This window comes from Actinoplanes sp. KI2 (assembly GCF_025630775.1).
Classification (GTDB): domain Bacteria; phylum Actinomycetota; class Actinomycetes; order Mycobacteriales; family Micromonosporaceae; genus Actinoplanes.
In genome coordinates this window covers 1-19979 of record NZ_JAOSZE010000009.1, presented here as the reverse complement: position 1 = coordinate 19979, position 19979 = coordinate 1, and the positions used below count along the sequence as shown (strand labels likewise).

Genomic DNA, 19979 nt, shown 5'->3' with positions numbered 1-19979 from the left:
CCGTGGACGCCACCACCGCGCCTTGGGACGAGACGGCCGACGTCATCGTGGTCGGCTTCGGCGCGGCCGGGGCGTGCGCCGCGATCGAGGCCGCCGACGCGGGCGCGCGGGTGCTCGTGCTCGACCGGTTCGGCGGCGGCGGCGCGACCGCGATCTCCGGCGGCGTGGTCTACGCCGGCGGCGGCACCGCGCAGCAGCGGGCGGCCGGCGTCACCGACACCCCGCAGGCGATGTACGACTACCTGCGCGAGGAGGCCGGCGACGCGGTCTCGGCCGAGACCCTGCGCCGGTTCTGCGACGAGAGCGTGGCGATGGTCGACTGGCTGGCCGGGCTGGGCGTGCCGTTCGACGCGCGGTTGTGTCCGTACAAGACCTCGTACCCGACGAACCGGCACTACCTCTACTTCTCCGGCAGCGAGACGGCGTTCGCGCAGGTCGCGCCGCCCGCGCCGCGCGGCCACCGGGTCTACGCGCGCGGCACCTCCGGCCGGGTGTTCGCGGCCCGCCTCGCCGCCGCCGCGCGGGACCGCGGCGTCGAACGGCGCGACCAGACCCGGGCCGAGCGGCTGGTCACCGGGGCGGACGGCCGGGTGACCGGGGTCGAGTGCCGCACCCTGCGGGCCGCACCGGCCTGGGCCCGGCTCGCCCATCGGGTGCTGCACCGCTGGTCGGTCAAGCCCGGCGTCTACCTGCCCGGCCTGGGCAAGGCGCTGAACCGCCCGGTCGCCGGGATCGAACGCCGGTACGGCCGCCCGCTGCGGATCGGCGCCGCCCGGGGCGTGGTGCTGGCCGCCGGCGGGTTCGTCTTCGACCGGCAGATGATGCGCGAGCACGCCCCGGACTACCGCGGCGGCCTGCGGCTGGGCACGCCCGGCGACGACGGCTCGGGCATCCGGCTGGGCGTCGCGGCCGGCGCGAGCACCGCCCACCTCGACCGGGTCAGCATCTGGCGGTTCCTCACCCCGCCCTCGGGCATGCTCGGCGGCCGGCTGGTCGACCGGGACGGCCGGCGCATCTGCGACGAGACCCGGTACGGCGCAGCGATCGGCGAGGCGGTGCTGCGCTCGCCCGGCGGCCGCGCCTGGCTGCTGCTCGACGCGCCCACCCTGAAGCGGTGCCGCCGCCAGGTGTGGGAGCAGACCCTGTGGTTCCAGCGCTGGCAGGCGTTCTGGTTGCTCACCGTCGGCCGGGTCAGCGGGCCGACGCTCGCGGCGGTCGCCCGACGGGCCGGCGTGGACCCGGCGGGATTGGCGGACTACCAGGGTGTACCGCCGTACTCGATGATCGATTTTTCGGTCCGGAAGCGGACCGCCGTGCCGGCGCCGATGCTCACCCTCGGCGGCCTGCGGGTCGACGAGAACAACGGGCAGGCGCTCGGCGTCCCCGGCCTGTACGCGGCCGGCCGCACCGCCGTCGGCATCTGCTCGCGCAGCTACGTCAGCGGGCTGTCGCTGGCCGACTGTGTCTTCTCCGGGCGCCGGGCGGGCCGGAGCGTCGCATCGGAGGACCGGGGAGGTCTGCATGCTCACCGAGGCTGACTGTCGCGCCCTCGCCGACCGGCTGCGCGACGCCGAGCGCGACCGCGCGCCGATCCCGCCGCTGGTGCACGACCGGCCGGAGCTGACGGCGGCCGACGCGTACGCGATCCAGCTCTTCAACATCCATCGCCGCGGTGGCGAGGTGGTGGGGCACAAGGTGGGGCTGTCGTCGGCGGCGATGCAGCAGATGATGGGCGTCGACGAGCCCGACTACGGGCACCTCCTGGCCGACATGCGACTGTCCGAAAAGGAGCCGGTCGATGCGGCGCGGTACTGCTACCCGCGGGTCGAGATCGAGGTGGCCTTCCTGCTCGGCGCCGACCTGCCCGGCTTCGGCTGCACCGAGGCCGACGTGCTGGCCGCCACCGAGGCGTTCGCGCCGTCGATTGAGCTGATCGACAGCCGGATTCGGGACTGGAAGATCAGCCTGCCGGACACGATCGCGGACAACGCCTCCTCGGCCGGCTTCGTGGTCGGCGCCGGCCGGGTGCCGCCGGGCCGGATCGACCCGCGCGGCATCGACGCGGTGCTTTACAAGGGCGGCGCGGTGGTGGCGCAGGGCCGGTCGGACGCGGTGCTCGGCAATCCGGTGACCGCGGTGGCCTGGCTCGCCCGTACCGTCGCGGGTTTCGGGGTCCACCTGCGCGCCGGTCACCTGATCATGCCGGGCGCCTGCTGCCGGGCGGTGGACGTGCTGCCCGGCGACGAGTTCCATGCCGTCTTCACCGGCCTCGGCGAGGTCCGGCTGTCCTTCGCGGAGGTGTCCCGGTGACCGTCACGGCCGCCATCGTCGGATCCGGCAACATCGGCACCGACCTGCTGTACAAACTGCGGCGATCGAACCTGATCGAGCCACAGTGGATGGTCGGCATCGACCCGGAGAGCCCGGGATTGCGCCGCGCGGCAAAGGAAGGGCTCGCCGTGAGCGCGCACGGCGTCGACTGGCTGCTCGCCCAGGACCCGCTGCCCGACCTGGTCTTCGAGGCCACCTCGGCGGCCGTGCACCGGGCCGCCGCGCCGCGCTACGCCGAGGCCGGCATCCGCGCGATCGACCTGACCCCGGCCGCGGTCGGGCCGCTCGTGGTGCCCGAGGTCAACCTGGGCGAGCACCTCGACGCGCCGAACCTGAACCTCATCACCTGCGGCGGGCAGGCGACCATCCCGATGGTGCACGCGGTCTCCCGGTGCACGCCGGTGAGCTACGCCGAGATCGTGGCGACCGTGGCGTCCCGCTCGGCCGGGCCGGGCACCCGGGCGAACATCGACGAGTTCACCCGCACCACCGGCCGGGCGCTCGAAGTGGTCGGCGGCGCCGGGCGGGGCAAGGCGATCGTCGTACTCAACCCGGCCGATCCGCCGCTCATCATGCGCGACACCGTGTTCTGCGCGATCGGGCCGGACGCCGACCTCGTCAAGGTGGCCGAGTCGGTGCACGCGATGGCCGCCGAGGTGGCCCGCTACGTGCCCGGCTACCGGCTGCTCAACGAGCCCCAGTTCCACGACGGCCGGGTCGCGATCTTCGTGGAGATTCGCGGCGCCGGGGACTTCCTTCCGCCGTACGCCGGAAATCTGGACATCATGACCGCGGCCGCCTGCCGGGTCGGGGAGGAGCTCGCCACATGACCGCCGACATCAGGATCACCGACTCGTCGCTGCGCGACGGCTCGCACGCCAAGCGCCATCAGTTCATCGTGGACGAGGTGACCGCGGTGGTCGCGGCCCTGGACGCGGCCGGCGTGCCGGTGATCGAGGTGACCCACGGGGACGGTCTGGGCGGGTCGTCGTTCACGTACGGTCTCAGCCGCACGCCCGAACAGGAGCTCATCAAGGCGGCCGTGCGCACCGCGACCCGCGCGAAGATCGCCTTCCTGATGCTGCCGGGCATCGGCCTGTTCGACGACATCCGCGAGGCGGCCGGCAACGGCGCCACGGTCTGCCGGATCGCCAGCCACTGCACCGAGGCGGACATCACCGAGCAGCACTTCGGCCTGGCCCGCGAGCTCGGGCTGGAGACGGTCGGCTTCCTGATGATGGCGCACTCCCAGCCGCCCGAGGCCCTCGCCAAGCAGGCCCGCATCATGGCCGACGCCGGCTGCCAGTGCGTCTACGTGGTCGACTCGGCCGGCGCGCTGGTGCTCGACCAGACCGCCGACCGGGTGGCCGCGCTTGTCGCCGAGCTGGGCGGCGACGCGCAGGTGGGCTTCCACGGGCATGAGAACCTCGGCCTCGGCGTGGCCAACTCGGTGCTGGCCGTGCGGGCCGGCGCCAAGCAGATCGACGGCAGCACCCGCCGGTTCGGCGCGGGCGCCGGAAACACACCGGTCGAAGCCTTCGTCGGCGTCTGCGACAAGCTCGGCATCGAGACCGGCGTGGACTTCTTCGCCATTGTCGATGCGGCCGAGGACGTGGTGCGACCGGTGATGGCCGACGAGTGCAAGCTCGACCGGATGGCCCTGATCATGGGGTACGCCGGGGTCTACTCCAGCTTCCTGGGGCACGCCTTCACGCTCGCTTCCCGGTACGGCGTGTCCGGCGCCGAGATTCTTGTGCAGGCGGGTGCCCGCGGGCTGGTCGGCGGCCAGGAGGACCAGCTGATCGACATCGCCGTACAGCTCAGTAGTAGGTGACCGACACCGTCTCGGTGCGGGCCACCGCCTGGCAGGCGAGGATGTAGCCGTCGTCGAAGTCCTCCTGTTCGAGCACCTCGTTGTGCACCAGGTCGACTTCGCCGCCGAGCAGCCGCAGCGCGCACGAGCCGCAATGCCCCTGCCGGCAGGAGAACGGCGGGTTCAGCCCGGCCCCGATCACCACGTCGAGCATCCGCTGCCCGGCCGGCCACGGCAGGCGGTGCGTTTGCCCGTCGATCTCCACCTGGAGGGTGGCGTCCACCCCCGCCGACGGCTCGATCTCGAACCGCTCCACGCGGATCCTTTCCTCCGGCACTCCGGCTTTCTGCAACGCCTTCCGGCTCACTGCGACAAAAGGTTCCGGACCGCAGACGTACGCCTCCCGGCCGCTCACCGGCGCGATCAGGTCAGCCAGTGCGGCCGCGTCCGGGGCGCCGCGCTCGCTGTCCAGCCAGTGCGTGACGGTCAGCCGGTTGCCGTGCCGTTCGCGCAGCGCGTCGAGCTCGGCGGCGAAGATGACCGAGCGCTCGTCCCGGTTCGCGTAGATCAGGGTCAGCCGGCCGCGGCCGGTGGCGAGCACCGACTTGATGATGCCGATCACCGGCGTGATGCCGCTGCCGCCGGCCAGCAGCAGCAGATCGTCGTCGAGCGAGGCCGGGGTGAACTCGCCGGCCGGTGGCAGCAGTTCGAGGGTGCCGCCGGCCCGGACGTGGTCGCAGATCCAGTTCGACGCCTGCCCGTCGCGCACCCGCTTCACCGTGATCTTCAGGTCGGCGTCGGTGTGCGGCGAGCTGGAGAGCGAGTAGCAGCGGGCCACGTTGCCGCCGTTCTGCGGCACCAGGACGGTCAGGTACTGCCCAGGTCGGTAGGCGAACGCCGCCGCCAGCGCCGGCGGCACCGCCAGGACCAGCGAGTGCGCGTCCGGCGTCTCCGCGATGACCTCGGCGACCCGCAGCCGGTGCGCCATCAGGTCACCTCCAGCTTGCCGGCGCGGACCGCATCCTCGATGCTGGCCCGCAGGTCGGGGCAGGTCGGCACGAGCGCGCTGAGCCGGGTGGAGCAGATGCTCTCGGCCGCCCTCGTCCACTGCACACTGGTCTGCTGGGGGCTCGACTTGCGCACCCGGACCAGCGCGGCGCAGCGGGCGCAGGAGAGCTCCGCGTACCCGCCTTCGAGGTACTCCTGCCGCTCGGTGCAGGCGGTCATGCCGTCTTCTTCATGTTGGCCTCGACCTCGGCCGTCCACGTCTCGACGGCGCGGGTGGTGTCGACCTCGAACTCGTACCGGGCCACCATGTCCTCGGTGATGTCCTCGACGTCCACATAGAACTGTTCGTACCAGCGGCGCAGTTGGTAGACCGGGCCGTCCTCGGCGCACAGCAGCGGGTTGTCGATCCGGCTCTTGTGCTTCCAGATCTCCACGTCCTGCTCGAAGCCGATCCCGATGCTCTTCGCGAACTTCGCCGCCGCCCGTTCCGCCTGCTCGGTGGTGAGGCCGGGCAGGCGCTTGACGATCACGCCCCACTGGAGCACGAACGAGTCCGCGGAGACCGGGTAGTGACAGTTGATCAGCACCGATTCGACGTCGATGCCTTTGTAGTTGTTGTAGAGATAATCGATCATGTACGAGGGGCCGTAGTACGCGGCCTCCGAGCGCAGCGTCGCGTCCCCGGACTGCTTGGCCGTGATCGGCACGTCCGGCCGCGGCCGGGTCTGCAGGAACTGCGCCGCCACGTGGCCCTCGAGGACGTTCTTGAAGAACGTCGGGAAGGCGAAGTGGATGTAGAAGAAGTGCGCCATGTCGACGACGTTGTCGATGATCTCCCGGCAGTTGGCGCCGTCGATCCGGATCGAGTCCCAGGTCCAGGCGCTCCACTCGGCGGAGAAGGCGGCCTCGATCCGCGGGATCGCCAGCTCCGGCGGCGGCGTCGAGCCCTGCGGATCGTTCCAGACGAACAACTGCCGATTCTCTTCCAGAACCTGCCATGACCTCGTCCGGGCGCGGGGCGGCACGCGATGCGCGTACGGTACCGCGGCGCATCGGCCGTCGCCGCGCCAGCGCCAGTCGTGGAACGGGCAGGCCACCTCGTCGCCCTTGATGGTGCCCATGGTCAGGTCGCCGCCCATGTGCCGGCAGTAGCCGTCGAGCACGTGCAGCGCCCCGGCCGAGTCGGCGAAGACCACGAGCTTGGTGCCGAACGCCTCGATCGCGTGCGGCTTGCCGTCCCGGAACGAGTCGGCCAGGCCCAGGCAGTGCCAGCCCCGGGCGAACCTGGTCGGCAGCGCCCCCGTGTCGATCGTGCGTGCCTCCGCGCCGTCGCTCATGTGTCGCTCCCAGGTTCGGCGGTAGCCCGTCAGGTAGAACGTGTTCTAGTATAGGGACCGTTGAGTTCGCCAGCCAAGCCAGCGGAGGGTTCTCATGGAAGGCGCCGCAGCGGTCGCGTCGGGCGTGCAGGAACTGCTACCTGTTCTGCGGGACAGGGCGCAGGAGACGGAGGACCGCCGGCAGCTGTCCGCCGAGACGGTCAAGTCGCTCGCCGCGACCGGCTTCTTCCGGCTGCTGCAGCCGGCCCGGTTCGGCGGGTTCGAAGCCGATCCGATCACCTTCCTGAGCTGCGTGCGCGACATCGCGAGCGCCTGCGGGTCGACCGGCTGGGTGGCCTCGGTGATCGGGGTGCACAACTGGCAGATGGGCCTCTTCCCCGACCAGGCCCAGCAGGACGTCTGGGGCGACGACCCGGGCACGCTGATGTCCTCGTCGTACGCGCCGACCGGCAAGATCAAGCAGGTCGAGGGCGGCTATCAGGTCAGCGGGCGGTGGAGCTTCTCGTCCGGCTCCGAGCACGCCACCTGGGTGCTGCTCGGCGGCATCGTCCCGCCGGGCGAGGACGGCGCACCGGCCGACTTCCGCACGTTCCTGATCCCCGCCGCGGACTACACGGTCGAGGACGTCTGGCAGACCATCGGGCTGCGCGGCACCGGCAGCAACGACATCGTGGTCGCCGGCGCGTTCGTCCCGGCGTACCGGTCGCTCAGCTTCGGCGACACGGCCCGCTGCTTCGGCCCCGGCCAGGAGCAGAACACCGCGCCGCTGTACCGGATCCCGTACGGTTCGATCTTCCCGTACTCGATCACCACCCCGATCATCGGGATGGCGACCGGGGCGTACGACGCGCACGTCTCCTACATGCGCGAGCGGGTCCGCGCCGCGTACGCCGGGGTGCGCGCCGCCGAGGACCCGTATTCGCAGGTCCGGGTGGCCCGGGCGGCCGGCGACATCGACGCCGCCTGGAACGCGCTGACGGTGAACATGACCGAGCTGATGACCCTCGCCAGGGCGGGGGAGAAGCTGCCGATGCGGCTGCGCCTGCGGGTGCGCCGCGACCAGGTCCGCGGCACCGAGCTGGCGATCCAGGCGGTGGACCGGCTCTTCGAGAACTCCGGCGGCCGATCCATCTACACCAGCCACCCGATCCAGCGGTACTGGCGGGACGCGCACGCCGGCCGGGTGCACGCGATCAACGACCCCGAACGGGCCCTTTCCATGTACGGGCGGGGCGAGTTCGGCCTGTCCGTCGCCGACGCAATGGTGTGAGGTCCTCGATGACACTGCATTTCCACCGGACCGGGCCGGTCGGCACGACCCCGGTCGTCCTGCTGCACGGCGGCGGCCCGGGTGCATCGGCGTGGAGCAACTTCGGCCGTACGATTCCGGTCTTCGCCAAACGCTTCGACACGATCGCACCCGATCAGCCCGGATACGGCAGCTCAGAACTTGGTGACATCAAGGAGCAGTACTTCACCCACTCCGCCGACGCTCTGGCCGGGCTGCTCGACGAGCTCGGCCTGGACCGGGTCGACCTGATCGGCAACTCGCTCGGCGGCGGCACCGCGGTCCGGTTCGCGCTGCGCCACCCGGCCCGCGCCGGCAAGCTGCTGCTGATGGGCCCCGGCGGGCTCAGCCTCAACGTGTTCGCCGCCGACCCGACCGAGGGCGTCAAGCGGCTGGGCGCGTTCGGGGCCGGGCCGAGCCGGGAACGGATGGCCGCGTTCCTGCGTACGCTCGTGTTCGATCCCGCCCTGGTCACCGACGAGCTGATCGATGAGCGGCTCGCCGCCGCCGCCACCCCGGCCGCGCTGCGCGCCCTGCGCGAGATGGGCGCCTCGTTCACCGACCCCGCGCGCTATGAGGACGGCATGCTCTGGCGCGAGGCGCACCGGCTGCGCAACGAGGTCCTGCTGGTCTGGGGCCGGGAGGACCGGGTCAACCCGCTCGACGGCGCGCTGGTCGCGCTGAAGGTGATCCGCCGCTGCCGGCTGCACGTCTTCGGCGGCTGCGGGCACTGGGCGCACCTGGAGAAGTTCGACGAGTTCAACCGCCTGGCGTTCGACTTCCTGGAAGGGGACAGGTCGTGAGTCTCATCCGATCCCTCGGCTACCTGCGGGTCGAGGCCACCGACGTCGCCGCCTGGCGGGCGTTCGGGGTCAAGGTGCTCGGCATGGTCGAGGGCCGCGGCCCCGACCCGTCGGCCGTCTACCTGCGCATGGACGACCTGCCGGCGCGCATCGTGGTGCTGCCGGGGGACCGCGACCGGCTGGCCGCCAGCGGCTGGGAGGTGGCCGACCCGTCGGCGTTCGCCCGGCTGCTTCTTTCGCTGGAGGAGGCCGGGGTCGCGGCCAAGACCGCCGGGGGCGACGAGCTCGCCGATCGGCGGGTCGCGCAGATGGTCAGCGTGGACGACCCGTCCGGGAACCGGCTCGAGTTCTTCTGCGGCGCCGCCCTCGACACCCGGCCTGCCCTCGGCGCGTACGGGACCAGGTTCGTCACCGGCGACCAGGGGATGGGGCACGTGGTGCTGCCCGCCTTCGACGACGCCGCGTCGCTGCGGTTCTGGACCGACGTGCTCGGCTTCCGGCTGCGCGACTCGATGCGGCTGGTGCCGGAGCACCTCGGCCTGCCGCCCAGCGACCGGCCACTGTGGATGCGCTTCCTCGGCTGCGGCCCGCGGCACCACAGCGTCGCGCTGGCCCCGATCCCCGCGCCCAGCGGCCTGATCCATCTGATGACCGAGGCCGAGACGATCGACGACGTGGGCCTGGCGATGGACCGCTGCGCCAAGAACAAGGCGCCGATGATCTCCACGCTCGGCCGGCACGCCAACGACCACATGATCTCCTTCTACGTGCGTACGCCGAGTGGCTTCGACATCGAGTACGGCACCGGCGGCCTCACGGTGGACGACGCCACCTGGGTGGCCCGGCAGACCACCGCGCACAGCGTCTGGGGTCACCGGTTCGCGCCCGGCGCCGGGCACTGAGGCCGGTGTGAGCGTCATCCCGGCCGGCCTGGACTCGCGGGAGTTCCGCCGGGTCTTCGGCCACTTCGCCACCGGCGTCACGATCATCACGACGGCCGACGAGCGGGGGCCGGCCGGGTTCGCGTGTCAGGCCTTCGCGCCGCTGTCGCTGGACCCGCCGCTGGTGCTGTTCTGCCCGCAGGCGGGATCGCAGACGTGGCAACGGATCCGGCGTACCGGAATGTTCGGGGTGAATGTTCTGGCCGAAGGCCACGACGAGGTGTCGCGCGCGTTCGGGACCAGCGGACCGGACAAGTTCGCCGGCGTCGACTGGATTTCTTCCCCGGCCGGCGTGCCCCTGCTCGCGGGGGTGCTGACCTGGGCGGAATGCCGGGTGGAGGCGGTGCATCCGGGCGGCGACCACGCGATCGTCGTCGGCCGGGTGCTGACCCTCGGCGAGTGCCGCGGCGCCGGCCCACTGCTGTTCTTCAAGGGCCGCTACCACGCCGCCGCACCGGTCCCGGCGGCCGCCGAACCCGAGGTGGTGGACACGCTACTGGCCTGGCCCCGGCACACGGACTGGATTTAGTCGTACGGTGACGCGCAGCCCGCCGCCCGCGCGTGGCTGAAGGGCGAGGGTGCCGTCGTGCGCCTCGGCGACGCTCCGGACGATGGCCAGGCCGAGGCCGACACCGCCGTGGTCGGTGCGCACGCGCCCGGCGCCGCGCTCGAACGGCTCGACCATGCGGGCGACGTCGTGTGGGCTGAGCGTCTCGCCGGTGTTCTCGACGGTGAGCTGCCCGCCGCCGGTCGTCACCCACACGGTGCCGCCCTGCGGCAGATTGTGGACGATCGCGTTGTGCACGAGGTTCGTCGTCATCTGCAGCAGCAGCGCGGGTGAGCCGACGGCGGGAGTCAGCTCGCCGGTCGTCTCGATGGTCACGCCTCGCTTCTCGGCGAAGGGAAGGAGCGTCTCCGTGGCCTCCTCGGCGATCAGCGACAGGTCGACCCGCTCCGGCGTGAAGGCCCGCTGGTCGGCGCGGCTGAGCAGGAGCAGCGCCTCGGTGAGCTCGATCGCCCGGGCGTTGACCGCGTGCAGGCGGTCGACGACCTCGCCGCCGGCGCCGTCCGGATCCTGCCGGGCCACGTCGAGCAGGGCCTGCGTGATCGCCAGCGGGGTACGCAGCTCGTGCGAGGCGTTGGCGGCGAAACGCTGCTGCTCGGCGACCTGCGCCTCGAGCCGGGCGAGCATGGTGTCGAAGGCGTCGGCGAGCTCGCGGAACTCGTCCCACCTGCCCTCCAGCCGGATGCGGTGGGCGAGCGATCCGCTCGCGGCCGTGCGCGTGGCCTCGGTGATCCGGGTCAGCGGGGCGAGCATGCGGCCGGCCAGCAGCCACCCGCCCACGAGGCCGAACACCAGCAGGACCGCCATGACCGCGGCCGCCCTCGGCGCGAAGACGTGCAGCAGGGCGGACCGGACCGGAAAGACGCCGCCCTGCATGCCGGGGTCGGCCGAGATCAGCAGCGCCCGGTCCGGCACGTACCGCAGCAGGAACACCCACACGGCGGCCAGCAGCAGGGCGCCCGCGAGCAGCAGGAAACCGGTGTAGCTGAGGGTGAGCTTGAGGCGGACGCTCATTCCCGGGGCCCTACCCATGCGTGTCGATCCGGTAGCCCGCGCCGGGCACGGTGCCGATGATCCACGGCTCGCCGAGGCGCTTGCGCAGTCCCGACACGGTGATCCGGACGGCGTTGGTGAACGGGTCCGCGTTCTCGTCCCAGGCCCGCTCCAGCAGCTCCTCGGCGCTGACGACCCCGCCCTCGGCGGCGACCAGGACCTCGAGCACGGCGAACTGCTTGCGGGTGAGCGCGACGTAACGGCCGTCGCGGTAGACCTCCCGGCGGAACGGATCGAGCCGGAGACCGGCGATCTCGCGTACCGGTGGACGGTTGTGGCCGCGGCGGCGGTCGAGCGCGCGCAGCCGGAGCACGAGCTCGCGCAGCTCGAACGGCTTGGTGAGGTAGTCGTCGGCGCCGAGCTCGAAACCGGAGACCTTGTCGTCGAGCCGGTCGGCGGCGGTGAGCATGAGGATGGGCAGGCCGCTGCCCGAGGCGACGACGTGCTCGGCGACCTCGTCGCCGGACGGGCCCGGGATGTCGCGGTCGAGCACGGCGATGTCGTACGCGTTGACTGCCAGCAGCTCCAGCGCGGTGTCGCCGTCCCCGGCGACGTCGGCGGCGATCGCCTCCAGGCGCAGGCCGTCCCGGATGGCCTCGGCCAGGTAGGGCTCGTCCTCGACGATCAGCACACGCACGCCCGATTCTAACGAGCCGGGACCTATCGCCGGCGTATGGAAAACCGCATACGTGCTGGTAACGGCGCATCCGGTGTACTGCGGCAATGTCCAGGAGAATGCTCCGGCCGCTGGCCGCCCTCGCCCTCGCCGCCCTGATCGGCGCGGGATGCTCGAAGACCTCGACCGCCGGCGCCGGCGACAATGCGGCCGCCAACCACGACAAGGCGGTGAAATTCGCCGCGTGCATGCGCGACAACGGCGTCAAGGGGTTCCCGGACCCGGACGCGTCGGGCACCTTCACGGTCGACGGGGTGCTGAACGGCTCGTCGCTGAACCCGGACAGCGCCGAGTGGAAGAAGGCCCTCGACGCGTGCAAGGACCTCCAACCGGCCGGGTTCACCGGCGGCAAGCGGACCGCCGAGCAGCAGGCGCAGGTCCTGAAGTTCGCCGCGTGCATGCGCGACAACGGCGTGCGGGACTTTCCGGACCCCGGCCCGGCCGATCCCATCATCGACACCAATCGCATCCCGTCCCTCGCCGGGAAGGACGTCCGGAGCGATCCGGTGCTGCGCGCCGCGCAGGACAAGTGCGGCGATCTCGTGGCCGGGATCGTCCAGAAGGGCCGGCCGTGAAGCGGACAACCTGGGCGCTGGCCGGGGCGGCCGTCCTGGTCACCGCGACCGTCACCGGCGGGGTGGCCGCCGCGTCCGGTTCGACGGAGGCGGCGCCCGCCACGCAGGACCCGGCGAGCACGGCGACGGTGCAGAAGGGGAAGCTCGCGGCCACCGTCTCGCTGGACGGGATCCTGACCTATCGGAACCCGTACTCCGCGATCAATCACGCCGCCGGGACCTACACCGCACTGCCCGGCGGCGGCGACAAGATCGGCTGCGGCGACGTGTTCTACCGGGTGGACGACCGGCCGGTGCTGCTGCTGTGCGGCCCGGTCCCGGCCTACCGCGACCTGCGGGGCGGCGATACCGGCAACGACGTCCGGGAGCTCAACGAGAACCTGCGCCGGCTCGGCTACCCGGCCGCCACGGGCAGCAGCTTCACCGCGAGGACGCGGACCGGCCTTCGGGCGCTCCAGCACGACCGGGGCGCGGAGGTGACCGGCGAGCTCGGCCTCGACGATGCGGTCGTGCTGCCCGAGCCGGTGCGGATCGCCAAGGTGTCCGGCGTGCTCGGCGCGGCCGCCCAGCCGGGCGCGCCGGTCGTCCAGGCCACGTCCGACACGCTCGAGGTGCGGGTGACCCTCGACGCCCTGCAGCAGGGCCTGGTGAAGGCGGGCTGCCGGGCGCGGATCACGCTGCCCGGCAACCGGTCGGCGACCGGCCGGGTGGCCCGGCTGGGGCGGGTCGCCCAGGTCCCGGACGGGCAGCAGACCGGCGCCGGCGGCGCGACCGTCCCGGCGTACCTCGGCCTCGACGATCCGGCGCAGGCGCGCGGGCTCGACCAGGCCCCGGTGCAGGTGGAGATCACGACGGCGGGGGTGGACAGCGCCCTGAACGTCCCGGTCACCGCGCTCGTCGGGAAATCCGGCGGCGGGTTCGCGGTCGAGGTCGTCCGGGCCGGCGGCGCCCGCGCGCTGGTCGCGGTGGAGGTGGGCCTGTTCGACAGCTCCAGCGGGCAGGTCCAGGTCGAGGGCGACCTGCACGAGGGCGACCACGTGGTGGTGCCGGCCTCGTGAGCGGCGAAACGGTTCTGGACCTGGCCGGGGTGACCAAGGTCTACGGGGAGCAGCCGCCGGTGCCGGCCCTGCAGGGGGTGTCCCTCTCCGTCCGGCGGGGCGAGCTGGTGGCGGTCGTCGGGCCCAGCGGGTCGGGCAAGTCCACGCTGCTGCACATCATGGGGACGCTGGAGCGGCCCAGCGGCGGCGTGGTCCGGATCGGCGGGGTGGACGCGGCCGGGCTCAGCGACCGCGAGCTGTCCCGGCTGCGGGCCCGGGAGATCGGGTTCGTGTTCCAGCAGTTCTTCCTGGCCGAGCACGCCACGGTGCGGGAGAACGTCGCGGACGGGCTGCTCTACGCGGGCGTCCCCGCCGCCGAGCGGTACCGGCGCGCGGACGAGGCGCTCGACCGGGTCGGGCTGGCCGGCCGCGCCGGCTTCCGGCCCACCAAGCTCTCCGGCGGGGAGCGGCAGCGGCTGGCGATCGCCCGGGCCCTCGTCGGGCGGCCGGCGATCGTGCTCGCCGACGAGCCGACCGGGAACCTCGACAGCGCCACCGGGGCATCGATCATGCGGCTGATCCGCGAGCTGAACGCCGCGGGCGCCACCATCATCATGATCACGCACGACGCGGCGCTCGCCGATCAGCTGCCGCGCCGGATCCGGGTCCTGGACGGCCGGGTGGTCGAGGACACCTCCGGCACGGGGGAGGTGCGATGAGGACACGACTGCGGCCCAAGGACGGGCTGCGGGTGGCGAGTACCGGGCTGCGCGCCCGGCCGCTGCGCGCCGCGCTGTCCGCGCTCGGGATCGCGATCGGAACCGCGGCGATCGTGGCCGTTCTCGGGGTGTCCGCCTCCTCGCAGGCCGGGCTGCTCGCGGAGATCGCCCGGCTCGGCCCGAACATGCTGACCGCCGAGGCCGGGCAGAGCCTCACCGGGCAGCCGGCCTTGCTGCCCCGCGAGGCGCCGGCCCGGATCACCCACCTGGCCGGGGTCGAACAGGTGGCGCACACCGGCCTGCTGAAGGACGAGAAGGTCTACCGCAGCTCGATGATCCCGGCCGGCAACTCCGGTGGCCTCCAGGTGCGGGCCACCAGCCTGAACCTGCCGGCCGTGCTGCGCACCGCCGTCGCCCGCGGCGAGTGGCTCAACGAGGGCACCGCCCGCGAGCCGGTCGCGGTGCTCGGCTCGGTCGCCGCGCTGCGGCTGGGCATCGACCGGATCGAGAACAAGCGGATCTGGCTGGGCCACCAGTGGTTCACCGTGGCGGGCGTCCTGGCCCCGTCGCCGCTGGAGCCGGACATCGACAACAGCGCCCTGATCGGGTACCCGGCCGCCCAGCGGTATCTCGGCTACGTCAGCATGGCCGGCGGCGAGCCGACGGCCGGCCCGCCGAGCTCGATCTACGTGCGCGCCGACATCGACCGGGTGGCCGCGGTGCAGGCGCTGCTGGCGCCGACCGCCGACCCCGAGGCGCCGAACGAGGTGAACGTCAGCCAGCCGTCCGACGTGCTCACCGCCCGCGCCGCCGCGGCCGGGGCGTTCGACAGCCTCTTCCTCGGGCTCGGCGTGGTGGCGCTGATCGTGGGGGCCGTCGGCGTTGCCAACATCATGATCATCTCGGTCCTGGAGCGCCGCTCGGAGATCGGCCTGCGGCGCGCCCTCGGCGCGACCCAGGGCCAGATAAGGACGCAGTTCCTGGCCGAGGCCGTCCTGCTCGCCGCCCTCGGCGGGGTGGCCGGCGTGCTGGCCGGTGCCGCGGCGACGGCGGTGTACGCGACCGCGAAGAGCTGGGCGGTCGTGATCCCGGTCCAGGCCTGGTCCGGCGGCATCGGCGCGGCCGTCCTGATCGGCGCGGTCGCCGGCCTCCTACCGGCCGTCCGGGCGTCCCGGCTGCCACCGACCGTGGCCCTGCGCACGGCCTGAGACCTCGGGGCGGTTGTCCTTCGCCCAGACGGTTTATGTGGGTGGAAAAGCAGCATCGGCCGGAGCCCTGGCGGCGTTGAATGGGTATAAATCAACCCTTAAGGTGGGAAATGTTCCGGTCGCGTGCTACCACGCCCGTACTCGTCGCGCTGGCGGTAATCGTCGTGCAGGCGCCATTGTCGCTTGGCGGTGGTCCGGCGTTCGCTTCGGCCGCCGCCACGATGGATTCCCCACCCGCCGATCAAGCCCAGGACAGCGTCCTGGTCACCGGGACCGGCGAAGTCGGCGGTGAGCCCGACACGCTCACCGCCGACTTCGGGGTGGAGACCACCGCGTCCACGGTCGCCCAGGCTCTGCAAAGCGCCAACACGGCGGCCAACCGGATGCGCGACTCGCTCATCCACGCCGGGATCACCCGAGCCGACCTTCAGACGTCGAACCTCACCATCGGCACGAAGGTGGACGACAAGCAGGCGGTCATCGGGTACACCGTGAGCGAAGGGCTCACCGCGACGATCCGGAACTTGGGGCGCGCCGGCGAGCTCATGTCCGCCGCCATCGCCGCAGGGGGCGACGCGGCGCGGTTGAACGGCGTGTCGTTCGCCATCGAGAACGACACCGCACTGCTCACGAAAGCACGCAAGAAGGCGTTCGCCGACGCCCGGCGGAAAGCCACGCTGTATGCGGGCGAGGCAGGCCGATCGCTCGGCCGCGTCCTCAAGGTGAGCGAGGCGGCTCCCAGCGACGGGGGTCCCGTCACCCACTACTTCGGCCCGGCCGCCATGAGCGCACCGTTCCCGATCGACCCGGGCCGGCAGCAGCTTGCGGTGACTGTCACGGTGGAATGGGCCCTCGCCATGCGGAAAACCGGCCCGGCAACCGGGTGACGGGCCGGGCAGCGATCGGTGTCGGTCAGTCCGTCGGGCCGGTCGGCAGCTCGCGACGCAGCACCTTGCCGGTGGCATTGCGCGGCAGCGCGTCCACGAACACCACGTCGCGCGGCACCTGATACCGGGCAAGGCTCGCCTTCACGTAGTCCTTGATCACCTGAGGATCTCGGGCGGAGGAGTCGGTCGGGACGATGAAGGCGCGCAGCCGCTTGCCGAACTCCGGGTCGTCCACGCCGATCACCGCGGCCTCGACCACGTCGTCGCGCTCGGCGAGGAGGTTCTCCACGGCCACCGGATACACGTTCTCGCCGCCGGAGATGACCATGTCGTCGTCGCGGCCGTCGATGAAGAGCAGGCCCTCGTCGTCGAAGTGGCCCTGGTCGCCGGTGGCCATGTAGCCGTCGATGATCTGCTTCTGCTGTCCGTCGGTGTAGCCCTCGAACGGAATCCCGGTACGCACGAACACCCGCCCGTGCACCCCGGCCTCGGTGATCCGGCGGTCGTTCGCGTCGTAGAGGGCGACGTGCACGGTGACCGGCGGTTTGCCGACCGTCCCGGGCGCCCGGCGCGCCTCGGCCGGCTGGGCCACCGACGCGACGGCGACCTCGGTGGACCCGTACACGTTGTAGATCACCTCGCCGAACACGTCCTGGAACCGGTTCGTCAGCTCGGGCGCCAGGGCGGAACCGGCGACGAAGACGGTCCGCAGCGACGAGGTGTCGTACTTGCCGATGATCTCGGGCCCGAGAGCGAGGATCCGGGTGAGCATCGTCGGCACCGCGACCAGCATCTCGGCCCGGTGCTCGGCGATCGCCTCGAGGATGCGTTCGGCGTCGAAGCGGCGCAGCAGTACGGCGTGGTTGGCCAGCGACAGCCCGACGGTCCAGGCTCCGAAGCCGGTGCTGTGGAACAGCGGCGAAGCGAACACCGCGGCGCCCTGCCGCGGGAACGGGATCCGGTCCGCGATCAGGACGCTGGCCAGCGGCGACACCTTCGTGCGCGGCGCGCCCTTGGGCAGGCCGGTGGTGCCGCTGGTGAGGATGATGAAACCGGCCGGCCGCTCCGGCAGGGGCAGCGGGGTGACCGGGTGTGCCGCGATCAGCTCGTCGATGGGCGTGCCGGCGGAGGCCGCACCCCAGGTGAGATAGCGCGGGATGTCGTCCGGCAGGCCGTCGATCAGGTCGGCGAACTCGCTGTCGTACAACACCACCCGGATCTTCTCGCGGGCCACCACCTCGGCGAACTGCTGCCTTGCGAGACCGGTGTTCATCAGCGCCAGCCGTAACGAGGCCCGGGCGGTGCCGCTGATCGCCAGCAGCAGGCCGCGGTGGTCCCGGGCCAGGACACCGACCACCGACCGGGCCGGCAGGCCGAGCTCCTGCAGGGCGTGTGCCAGGGCATTGGACTGTTCGTCGAGCTCCCGGTAGGTCAGGGTGCCACGGTCGTCGGTCACCGCCGGAGCGTCCGGATGCTCGGCCGCCGCCTTCCTGATCAGAGCGGCCTGCGGGCCGAGCCGGGCGTTGTTGACCGCCGCACGCAGCAGCCGGTCCGGACGCAGCAAATTGACGATGCCGATCTGGTGCATGCGCAGGACGGCGTGCAACTGCTCGATCATGGTCGGAGCCCTTGTTCGAGGGACGGCGGTCGAGGCGAAGCGAGGTCCTCCACCAGTCTGGCGTGACCGTAAAGGAGTGAGCTGGGTCACGGCAAGGAGTTGCCGACCGGTTGCTGGGCTGCTACGGCGCCGCCGTCCGGCGCGTTGACCGGAGCCGCGAGCTGGTAGCCGGGGACGGCGAAGGCGACCACCACGACATGCATCACCATGAGCGCGGCGACGGCCGTCGCGGTGGTGTCCGGGATGAACTTCAGGGTCAGCAGCGCCACGTCGGGGAGGAACGACAGCACGGCCACGGTGGGGACGAGGACCTTCAGTACGCGGCGAGGCCGGGCCGACCGGCGCCGCACGAGCTGCCAGCCGGCCCACCCGGCGAGCACGCCGGCCGCGGTGAACGCGCCGTACACCGGAAGCTGCAGCGGCGGGAACGTCGCGCTCGCCCCGGCGTGCCGGGCGACCGCGGCGACCAGCGTGTTGACGGCGATGGCGCAGGCGATGACGGCCAGGAGGATGAGAGCGGTACGTCGGGACATGGCACACCCTTCTCCGGGGCTTACTTACGGGACTGATCGGTCCCGTAAATTACGGTACCACTCGGTCCCGTATACTTGCTGTGTGTCTTCACAGGGAGGCCGGCCGCGCGATCCGGCGCTCGAGGCGGCGATCCTCGACGCCACCCAGGACCTGCTCATCCAGCACGGGTTCGCCGCCACCACCGTGGAGGCCGTCGCCCGGGCGGCCGGTACCGGCAAGGCCGCCGTCTACCGGCGCTGGCCGTCCAAGATCGGCCTGGTGATCGCGGCCGTCCAGGCGCTGCAGAGCCCGCCGGCCGTGCCCGACACCGGCACGTTGCGCGGCGACCTGCTGGAATGCGCCATGCATTTCGTCCAGCCGCACCGGCGGCCCGCAATGGTGCTGGCCGGTGTGCTCGACGAGATCGGCCGCAACGACGAGCTGCGCGAGGCCGCGTACGCGGCGATCGGCAAGCCGCCCGCCATGGCCTTCGCGGCCGTGCTGCGGCGCTGGCAAGCCCGTGGCGAAGTCGCCTCGTCGGCCCCGGCCGACCTGCTGGCCGGAATCGTCCCGGCCGCCGCGTTCCGCAACGTGGTCTTCCGCCGCCGTGCCCTCGACCACCGGACCGCGGTGGACCTCGTCGACTTCGTGCTGCTACCGGCCCTCCGGCCCACCTCGTGACACCGGTAGTCAGGTCGGCTGGTACCAGGACTGGGCCTTGAGCCAGGTCAGGTAGTCGTCGTAGATGCGTACCAGGTCCGGCGGGCCCACCCGCAGGGCGAAGAACTCGTCCAGCAGGGCGAAGAGCGTGTCGATGACGGCCGGGTCGCGGTCGGCCGACTCGACCGCCGCGCGACCGCCGGCCGCGCCGTCCGGGCGGGCCAGGTGGATCACCAGGCCCTGCCAGGTCAGGTTGTTGCCGTCGCCCAGGCGGGTCACCAGCCACTCCCGGAAACCGGTCAGCAGGCGGCCGTCGTTACCCGCGTCGAGGCCCGCCAGATAGGCGCAGTACTGCCCGTACGACCCGTCCAGGCCGTACAGCTGGGGTCGCTTGTGAATGGCCTGGAACTGGGTGCGGTATTCCATGGCCATCAACCTACTGACGGCTTCACGTCGGGCCGAACCTGATGACGTCCCACCACTCGAACTGGCGCTCGTACTCCTGGAGAGGCTCGCCCATCTCCCCGGTCCACTGGTCGACGTGATAGCCGGCCGCGTCGCCGCAAAACGTGTTCAGCCGTCACTTTGACCACCCCGGTGTCAGGTCGGCAGCCCCGGGAGATAAGTGTGAAAAAAGCGCGCCTCGACCGGCCTCCGAGGGCGTTCTGCGTGCAACCGCGATGCACCCGGTACCGGCTCAGCGGCACCCGGGCCGGGTCGAACTGCATGGTGCGAGCACGGATTGCTCGGGCAAAACGCTAAGGATCGGCGCACGACGCATTTCGCAGCAATGACCGGCACGCCGCCCGCGATCAACTTCGGTAAGGATGCAGGCTGATATGACTGACCGTCTTCCCGCCCCGATTCGCCGGATCATCGGCGCCTTCAAGTCGTTCACGGCTGGTCAGAAGGCTGTCACGGTCGCGGCTGTGCTGGCTCTGGTTATT

22 protein-coding genes are annotated in these 19979 nt (G+C 72.0%); 14 read left to right on the top strand and 8 right to left on the bottom strand.

Features of this window, described 5'->3' with window-relative positions; genetic code table 11:
* Window positions 1–2: 2 nt before the first annotated feature.
* Genes ODJ79_RS11060 through dmpG form a run of 4 tightly spaced genes read left to right on the top strand, consistent with a single transcriptional unit; the run spans window position 3 to window position 4165 of the window.
* Window positions 3–1538, top strand: a complete 1536-nt coding sequence (locus ODJ79_RS11060) for an FAD-binding protein (RefSeq protein ID WP_263023280.1) — start codon at window positions 3–5, stop codon at window positions 1536–1538.
* Entirely contained in the window at window positions 1522–2310 is a 789-nt protein-coding gene (locus tag ODJ79_RS11055) for a 2-keto-4-pentenoate hydratase (protein WP_263023279.1), read from the top strand. Before ODJ79_RS11060 ends, ODJ79_RS11055 begins: the two co-directional genes overlap by 17 nt.
* On the top strand, window positions 2307–3161 hold the full coding sequence (locus ODJ79_RS11050) for an acetaldehyde dehydrogenase (acetylating) (protein ID WP_263023278.1): 855 nt from the start codon (window positions 2307–2309) through the stop codon (window positions 3159–3161). The genes ODJ79_RS11055 and ODJ79_RS11050 overlap by 4 nt, the downstream gene beginning before the upstream one ends.
* Window positions 3158–4165, top strand: coding sequence for a 4-hydroxy-2-oxovalerate aldolase (gene dmpG, locus ODJ79_RS11045; protein WP_263023277.1), 1008 nt, complete (start codon window positions 3158–3160; stop codon window positions 4163–4165). The genes ODJ79_RS11050 and dmpG overlap by 4 nt, the downstream gene beginning before the upstream one ends.
* Here dmpG and ODJ79_RS11040 read toward each other — a convergent pair.
* Genes ODJ79_RS11040 through ODJ79_RS11030 form a run of 3 tightly spaced genes read right to left on the bottom strand, consistent with a single transcriptional unit; the run spans window position 4152 to window position 6489 of the window.
* Window positions 4152–5132, bottom strand: coding sequence for a ferredoxin--NADP reductase (locus tag ODJ79_RS11040; protein WP_263023276.1), 981 nt, complete (start codon window positions 5130–5132; stop codon window positions 4152–4154). The two genes, dmpG and ODJ79_RS11040, sit on opposite strands and share 14 nt — an antisense overlap.
* Window positions 5132–5371 carry a hypothetical protein gene (locus tag ODJ79_RS11035; protein WP_263023275.1) on the bottom strand — a complete coding sequence of 80 codons (240 nt, stop codon included), beginning with the start codon at window positions 5369–5371 and terminating at the stop codon, window positions 5132–5134. Before ODJ79_RS11035 ends, ODJ79_RS11040 begins: the two co-directional genes overlap by 1 nt.
* Entirely contained in the window at window positions 5368–6489 is a 1122-nt protein-coding gene (locus ODJ79_RS11030) for a 3-ketosteroid-9-alpha-hydroxylase subunit A (protein WP_263023274.1), read from the bottom strand. The genes ODJ79_RS11035 and ODJ79_RS11030 overlap by 4 nt, the downstream gene beginning before the upstream one ends.
* A 94-nt stretch (window positions 6490–6583) precedes the next feature.
* Here ODJ79_RS11030 and hsaA point away from each other — a divergent pair, with 94 nt between their 5' ends.
* From hsaA to hsaB, 4 genes are read left to right on the top strand one after another with little or no spacing between them, the layout of a single operon-like run.
* A complete protein-coding gene (hsaA, locus tag ODJ79_RS11025; RefSeq protein ID WP_263023273.1) occupies window positions 6584–7759 on the top strand; it encodes a 3-hydroxy-9,10-secoandrosta-1,3,5(10)-triene-9,17-dione monooxygenase oxygenase subunit in 1176 nt (391 codons plus the stop codon).
* An 8-nt stretch (window positions 7760–7767) separates the two neighbouring features.
* Entirely contained in the window at window positions 7768–8580 is an 813-nt protein-coding gene (gene hsaD / locus ODJ79_RS11020; protein WP_263023272.1) for a 4,5:9,10-diseco-3-hydroxy-5,9,17-trioxoandrosta-1(10),2-diene-4-oate hydrolase, read from the top strand.
* Complete coding sequence (hsaC, locus tag ODJ79_RS11015; RefSeq protein ID WP_263023271.1) at window positions 8577–9482, top strand: iron-dependent extradiol dioxygenase HsaC; 906 nt, start codon at window positions 8577–8579, stop codon at window positions 9480–9482. Before hsaD ends, hsaC begins: the two co-directional genes overlap by 4 nt.
* A 16-nt stretch (window positions 9483–9498) precedes the next feature.
* On the top strand, window positions 9499–10050 hold the full coding sequence (gene hsaB, locus ODJ79_RS11010; RefSeq protein WP_411267300.1) for a 3-hydroxy-9,10-secoandrosta-1,3,5(10)-triene-9,17-dione monooxygenase reductase subunit: 552 nt from the start codon (window positions 9499–9501) through the stop codon (window positions 10048–10050).
* On the opposite strand, the gene ODJ79_RS11005 is transcribed toward hsaB, so the two are convergent.
* Window positions 10015–11100: a HAMP domain-containing sensor histidine kinase gene (locus ODJ79_RS11005; RefSeq protein ID WP_317620654.1), complete on the bottom strand. Its 1086-nt coding sequence runs from the start codon at window positions 11098–11100 to the stop codon at window positions 10015–10017. The two genes, hsaB and ODJ79_RS11005, sit on opposite strands and share 36 nt — an antisense overlap.
* Before the next feature lie 10 nt (window positions 11101–11110).
* Window positions 11111–11776, bottom strand: coding sequence for a response regulator transcription factor (locus ODJ79_RS11000; RefSeq protein ID WP_263023268.1), 666 nt, complete (start codon window positions 11774–11776; stop codon window positions 11111–11113).
* Window positions 11777–11862: 86 nt separating this feature from the next.
* Here ODJ79_RS11000 and ODJ79_RS10995 point away from each other — a divergent pair, with 86 nt between their 5' ends.
* From ODJ79_RS10995 to ODJ79_RS10975, 5 genes are all read left to right on the top strand, one after another.
* The gene (locus ODJ79_RS10995; protein WP_263023267.1) at window positions 11863–12390 is read left to right on the top strand and encodes a hypothetical protein; all 528 of its coding nucleotides are present in this window, start codon (window positions 11863–11865) and stop codon (window positions 12388–12390) included.
* The gene (locus ODJ79_RS10990; RefSeq protein ID WP_263023266.1) at window positions 12387–13448 is read left to right on the top strand and encodes a peptidoglycan-binding protein; all 1062 of its coding nucleotides are present in this window, start codon (window positions 12387–12389) and stop codon (window positions 13446–13448) included. Before ODJ79_RS10995 ends, ODJ79_RS10990 begins: the two co-directional genes overlap by 4 nt.
* The gene (locus tag ODJ79_RS10985; RefSeq protein ID WP_263023265.1) at window positions 13445–14146 is read left to right on the top strand and encodes an ABC transporter ATP-binding protein; all 702 of its coding nucleotides are present in this window, start codon (window positions 13445–13447) and stop codon (window positions 14144–14146) included. Before ODJ79_RS10990 ends, ODJ79_RS10985 begins: the two co-directional genes overlap by 4 nt.
* On the top strand, window positions 14143–15354 hold the full coding sequence (locus tag ODJ79_RS10980; RefSeq protein WP_263023264.1) for an ABC transporter permease: 1212 nt from the start codon (window positions 14143–14145) through the stop codon (window positions 15352–15354). The genes ODJ79_RS10985 and ODJ79_RS10980 overlap by 4 nt, the downstream gene beginning before the upstream one ends.
* A gap of 80 nt (window positions 15355–15434) precedes the next feature.
* Entirely contained in the window at window positions 15435–16241 is an 807-nt protein-coding gene (locus ODJ79_RS10975) for an SIMPL domain-containing protein (RefSeq protein ID WP_263023263.1), read from the top strand.
* Between the two features lie 25 nt (window positions 16242–16266).
* On the opposite strand, the gene ODJ79_RS10970 is transcribed toward ODJ79_RS10975, so the two are convergent.
* Together ODJ79_RS10970 and ODJ79_RS10965 are read right to left on the bottom strand one after the other, a co-directional pair.
* A complete protein-coding gene (locus tag ODJ79_RS10970) occupies window positions 16267–17859 on the bottom strand; it encodes an acyl-CoA synthetase (RefSeq protein ID WP_263023262.1) in 1593 nt (530 codons plus the stop codon).
* Between the two features lie 86 nt (window positions 17860–17945).
* A complete protein-coding gene (locus ODJ79_RS10965) occupies window positions 17946–18392 on the bottom strand; it encodes a DUF6069 family protein (RefSeq protein ID WP_263023261.1) in 447 nt (148 codons plus the stop codon).
* A gap of 82 nt (window positions 18393–18474) precedes the next feature.
* Here ODJ79_RS10965 and ODJ79_RS10960 point away from each other — a divergent pair, with 82 nt between their 5' ends.
* On the top strand, window positions 18475–19053 hold the full coding sequence (locus ODJ79_RS10960) for a TetR/AcrR family transcriptional regulator (RefSeq protein ID WP_263023260.1): 579 nt from the start codon (window positions 18475–18477) through the stop codon (window positions 19051–19053).
* Between the two features lie 9 nt (window positions 19054–19062).
* Here ODJ79_RS10960 and ODJ79_RS10955 read toward each other — a convergent pair whose 3' ends face one another.
* On the bottom strand, window positions 19063–19458 hold the full coding sequence (locus tag ODJ79_RS10955) for a hypothetical protein (RefSeq protein ID WP_263023259.1): 396 nt from the start codon (window positions 19456–19458) through the stop codon (window positions 19063–19065).
* Window positions 19459–19979 lie beyond the last annotated feature (521 nt).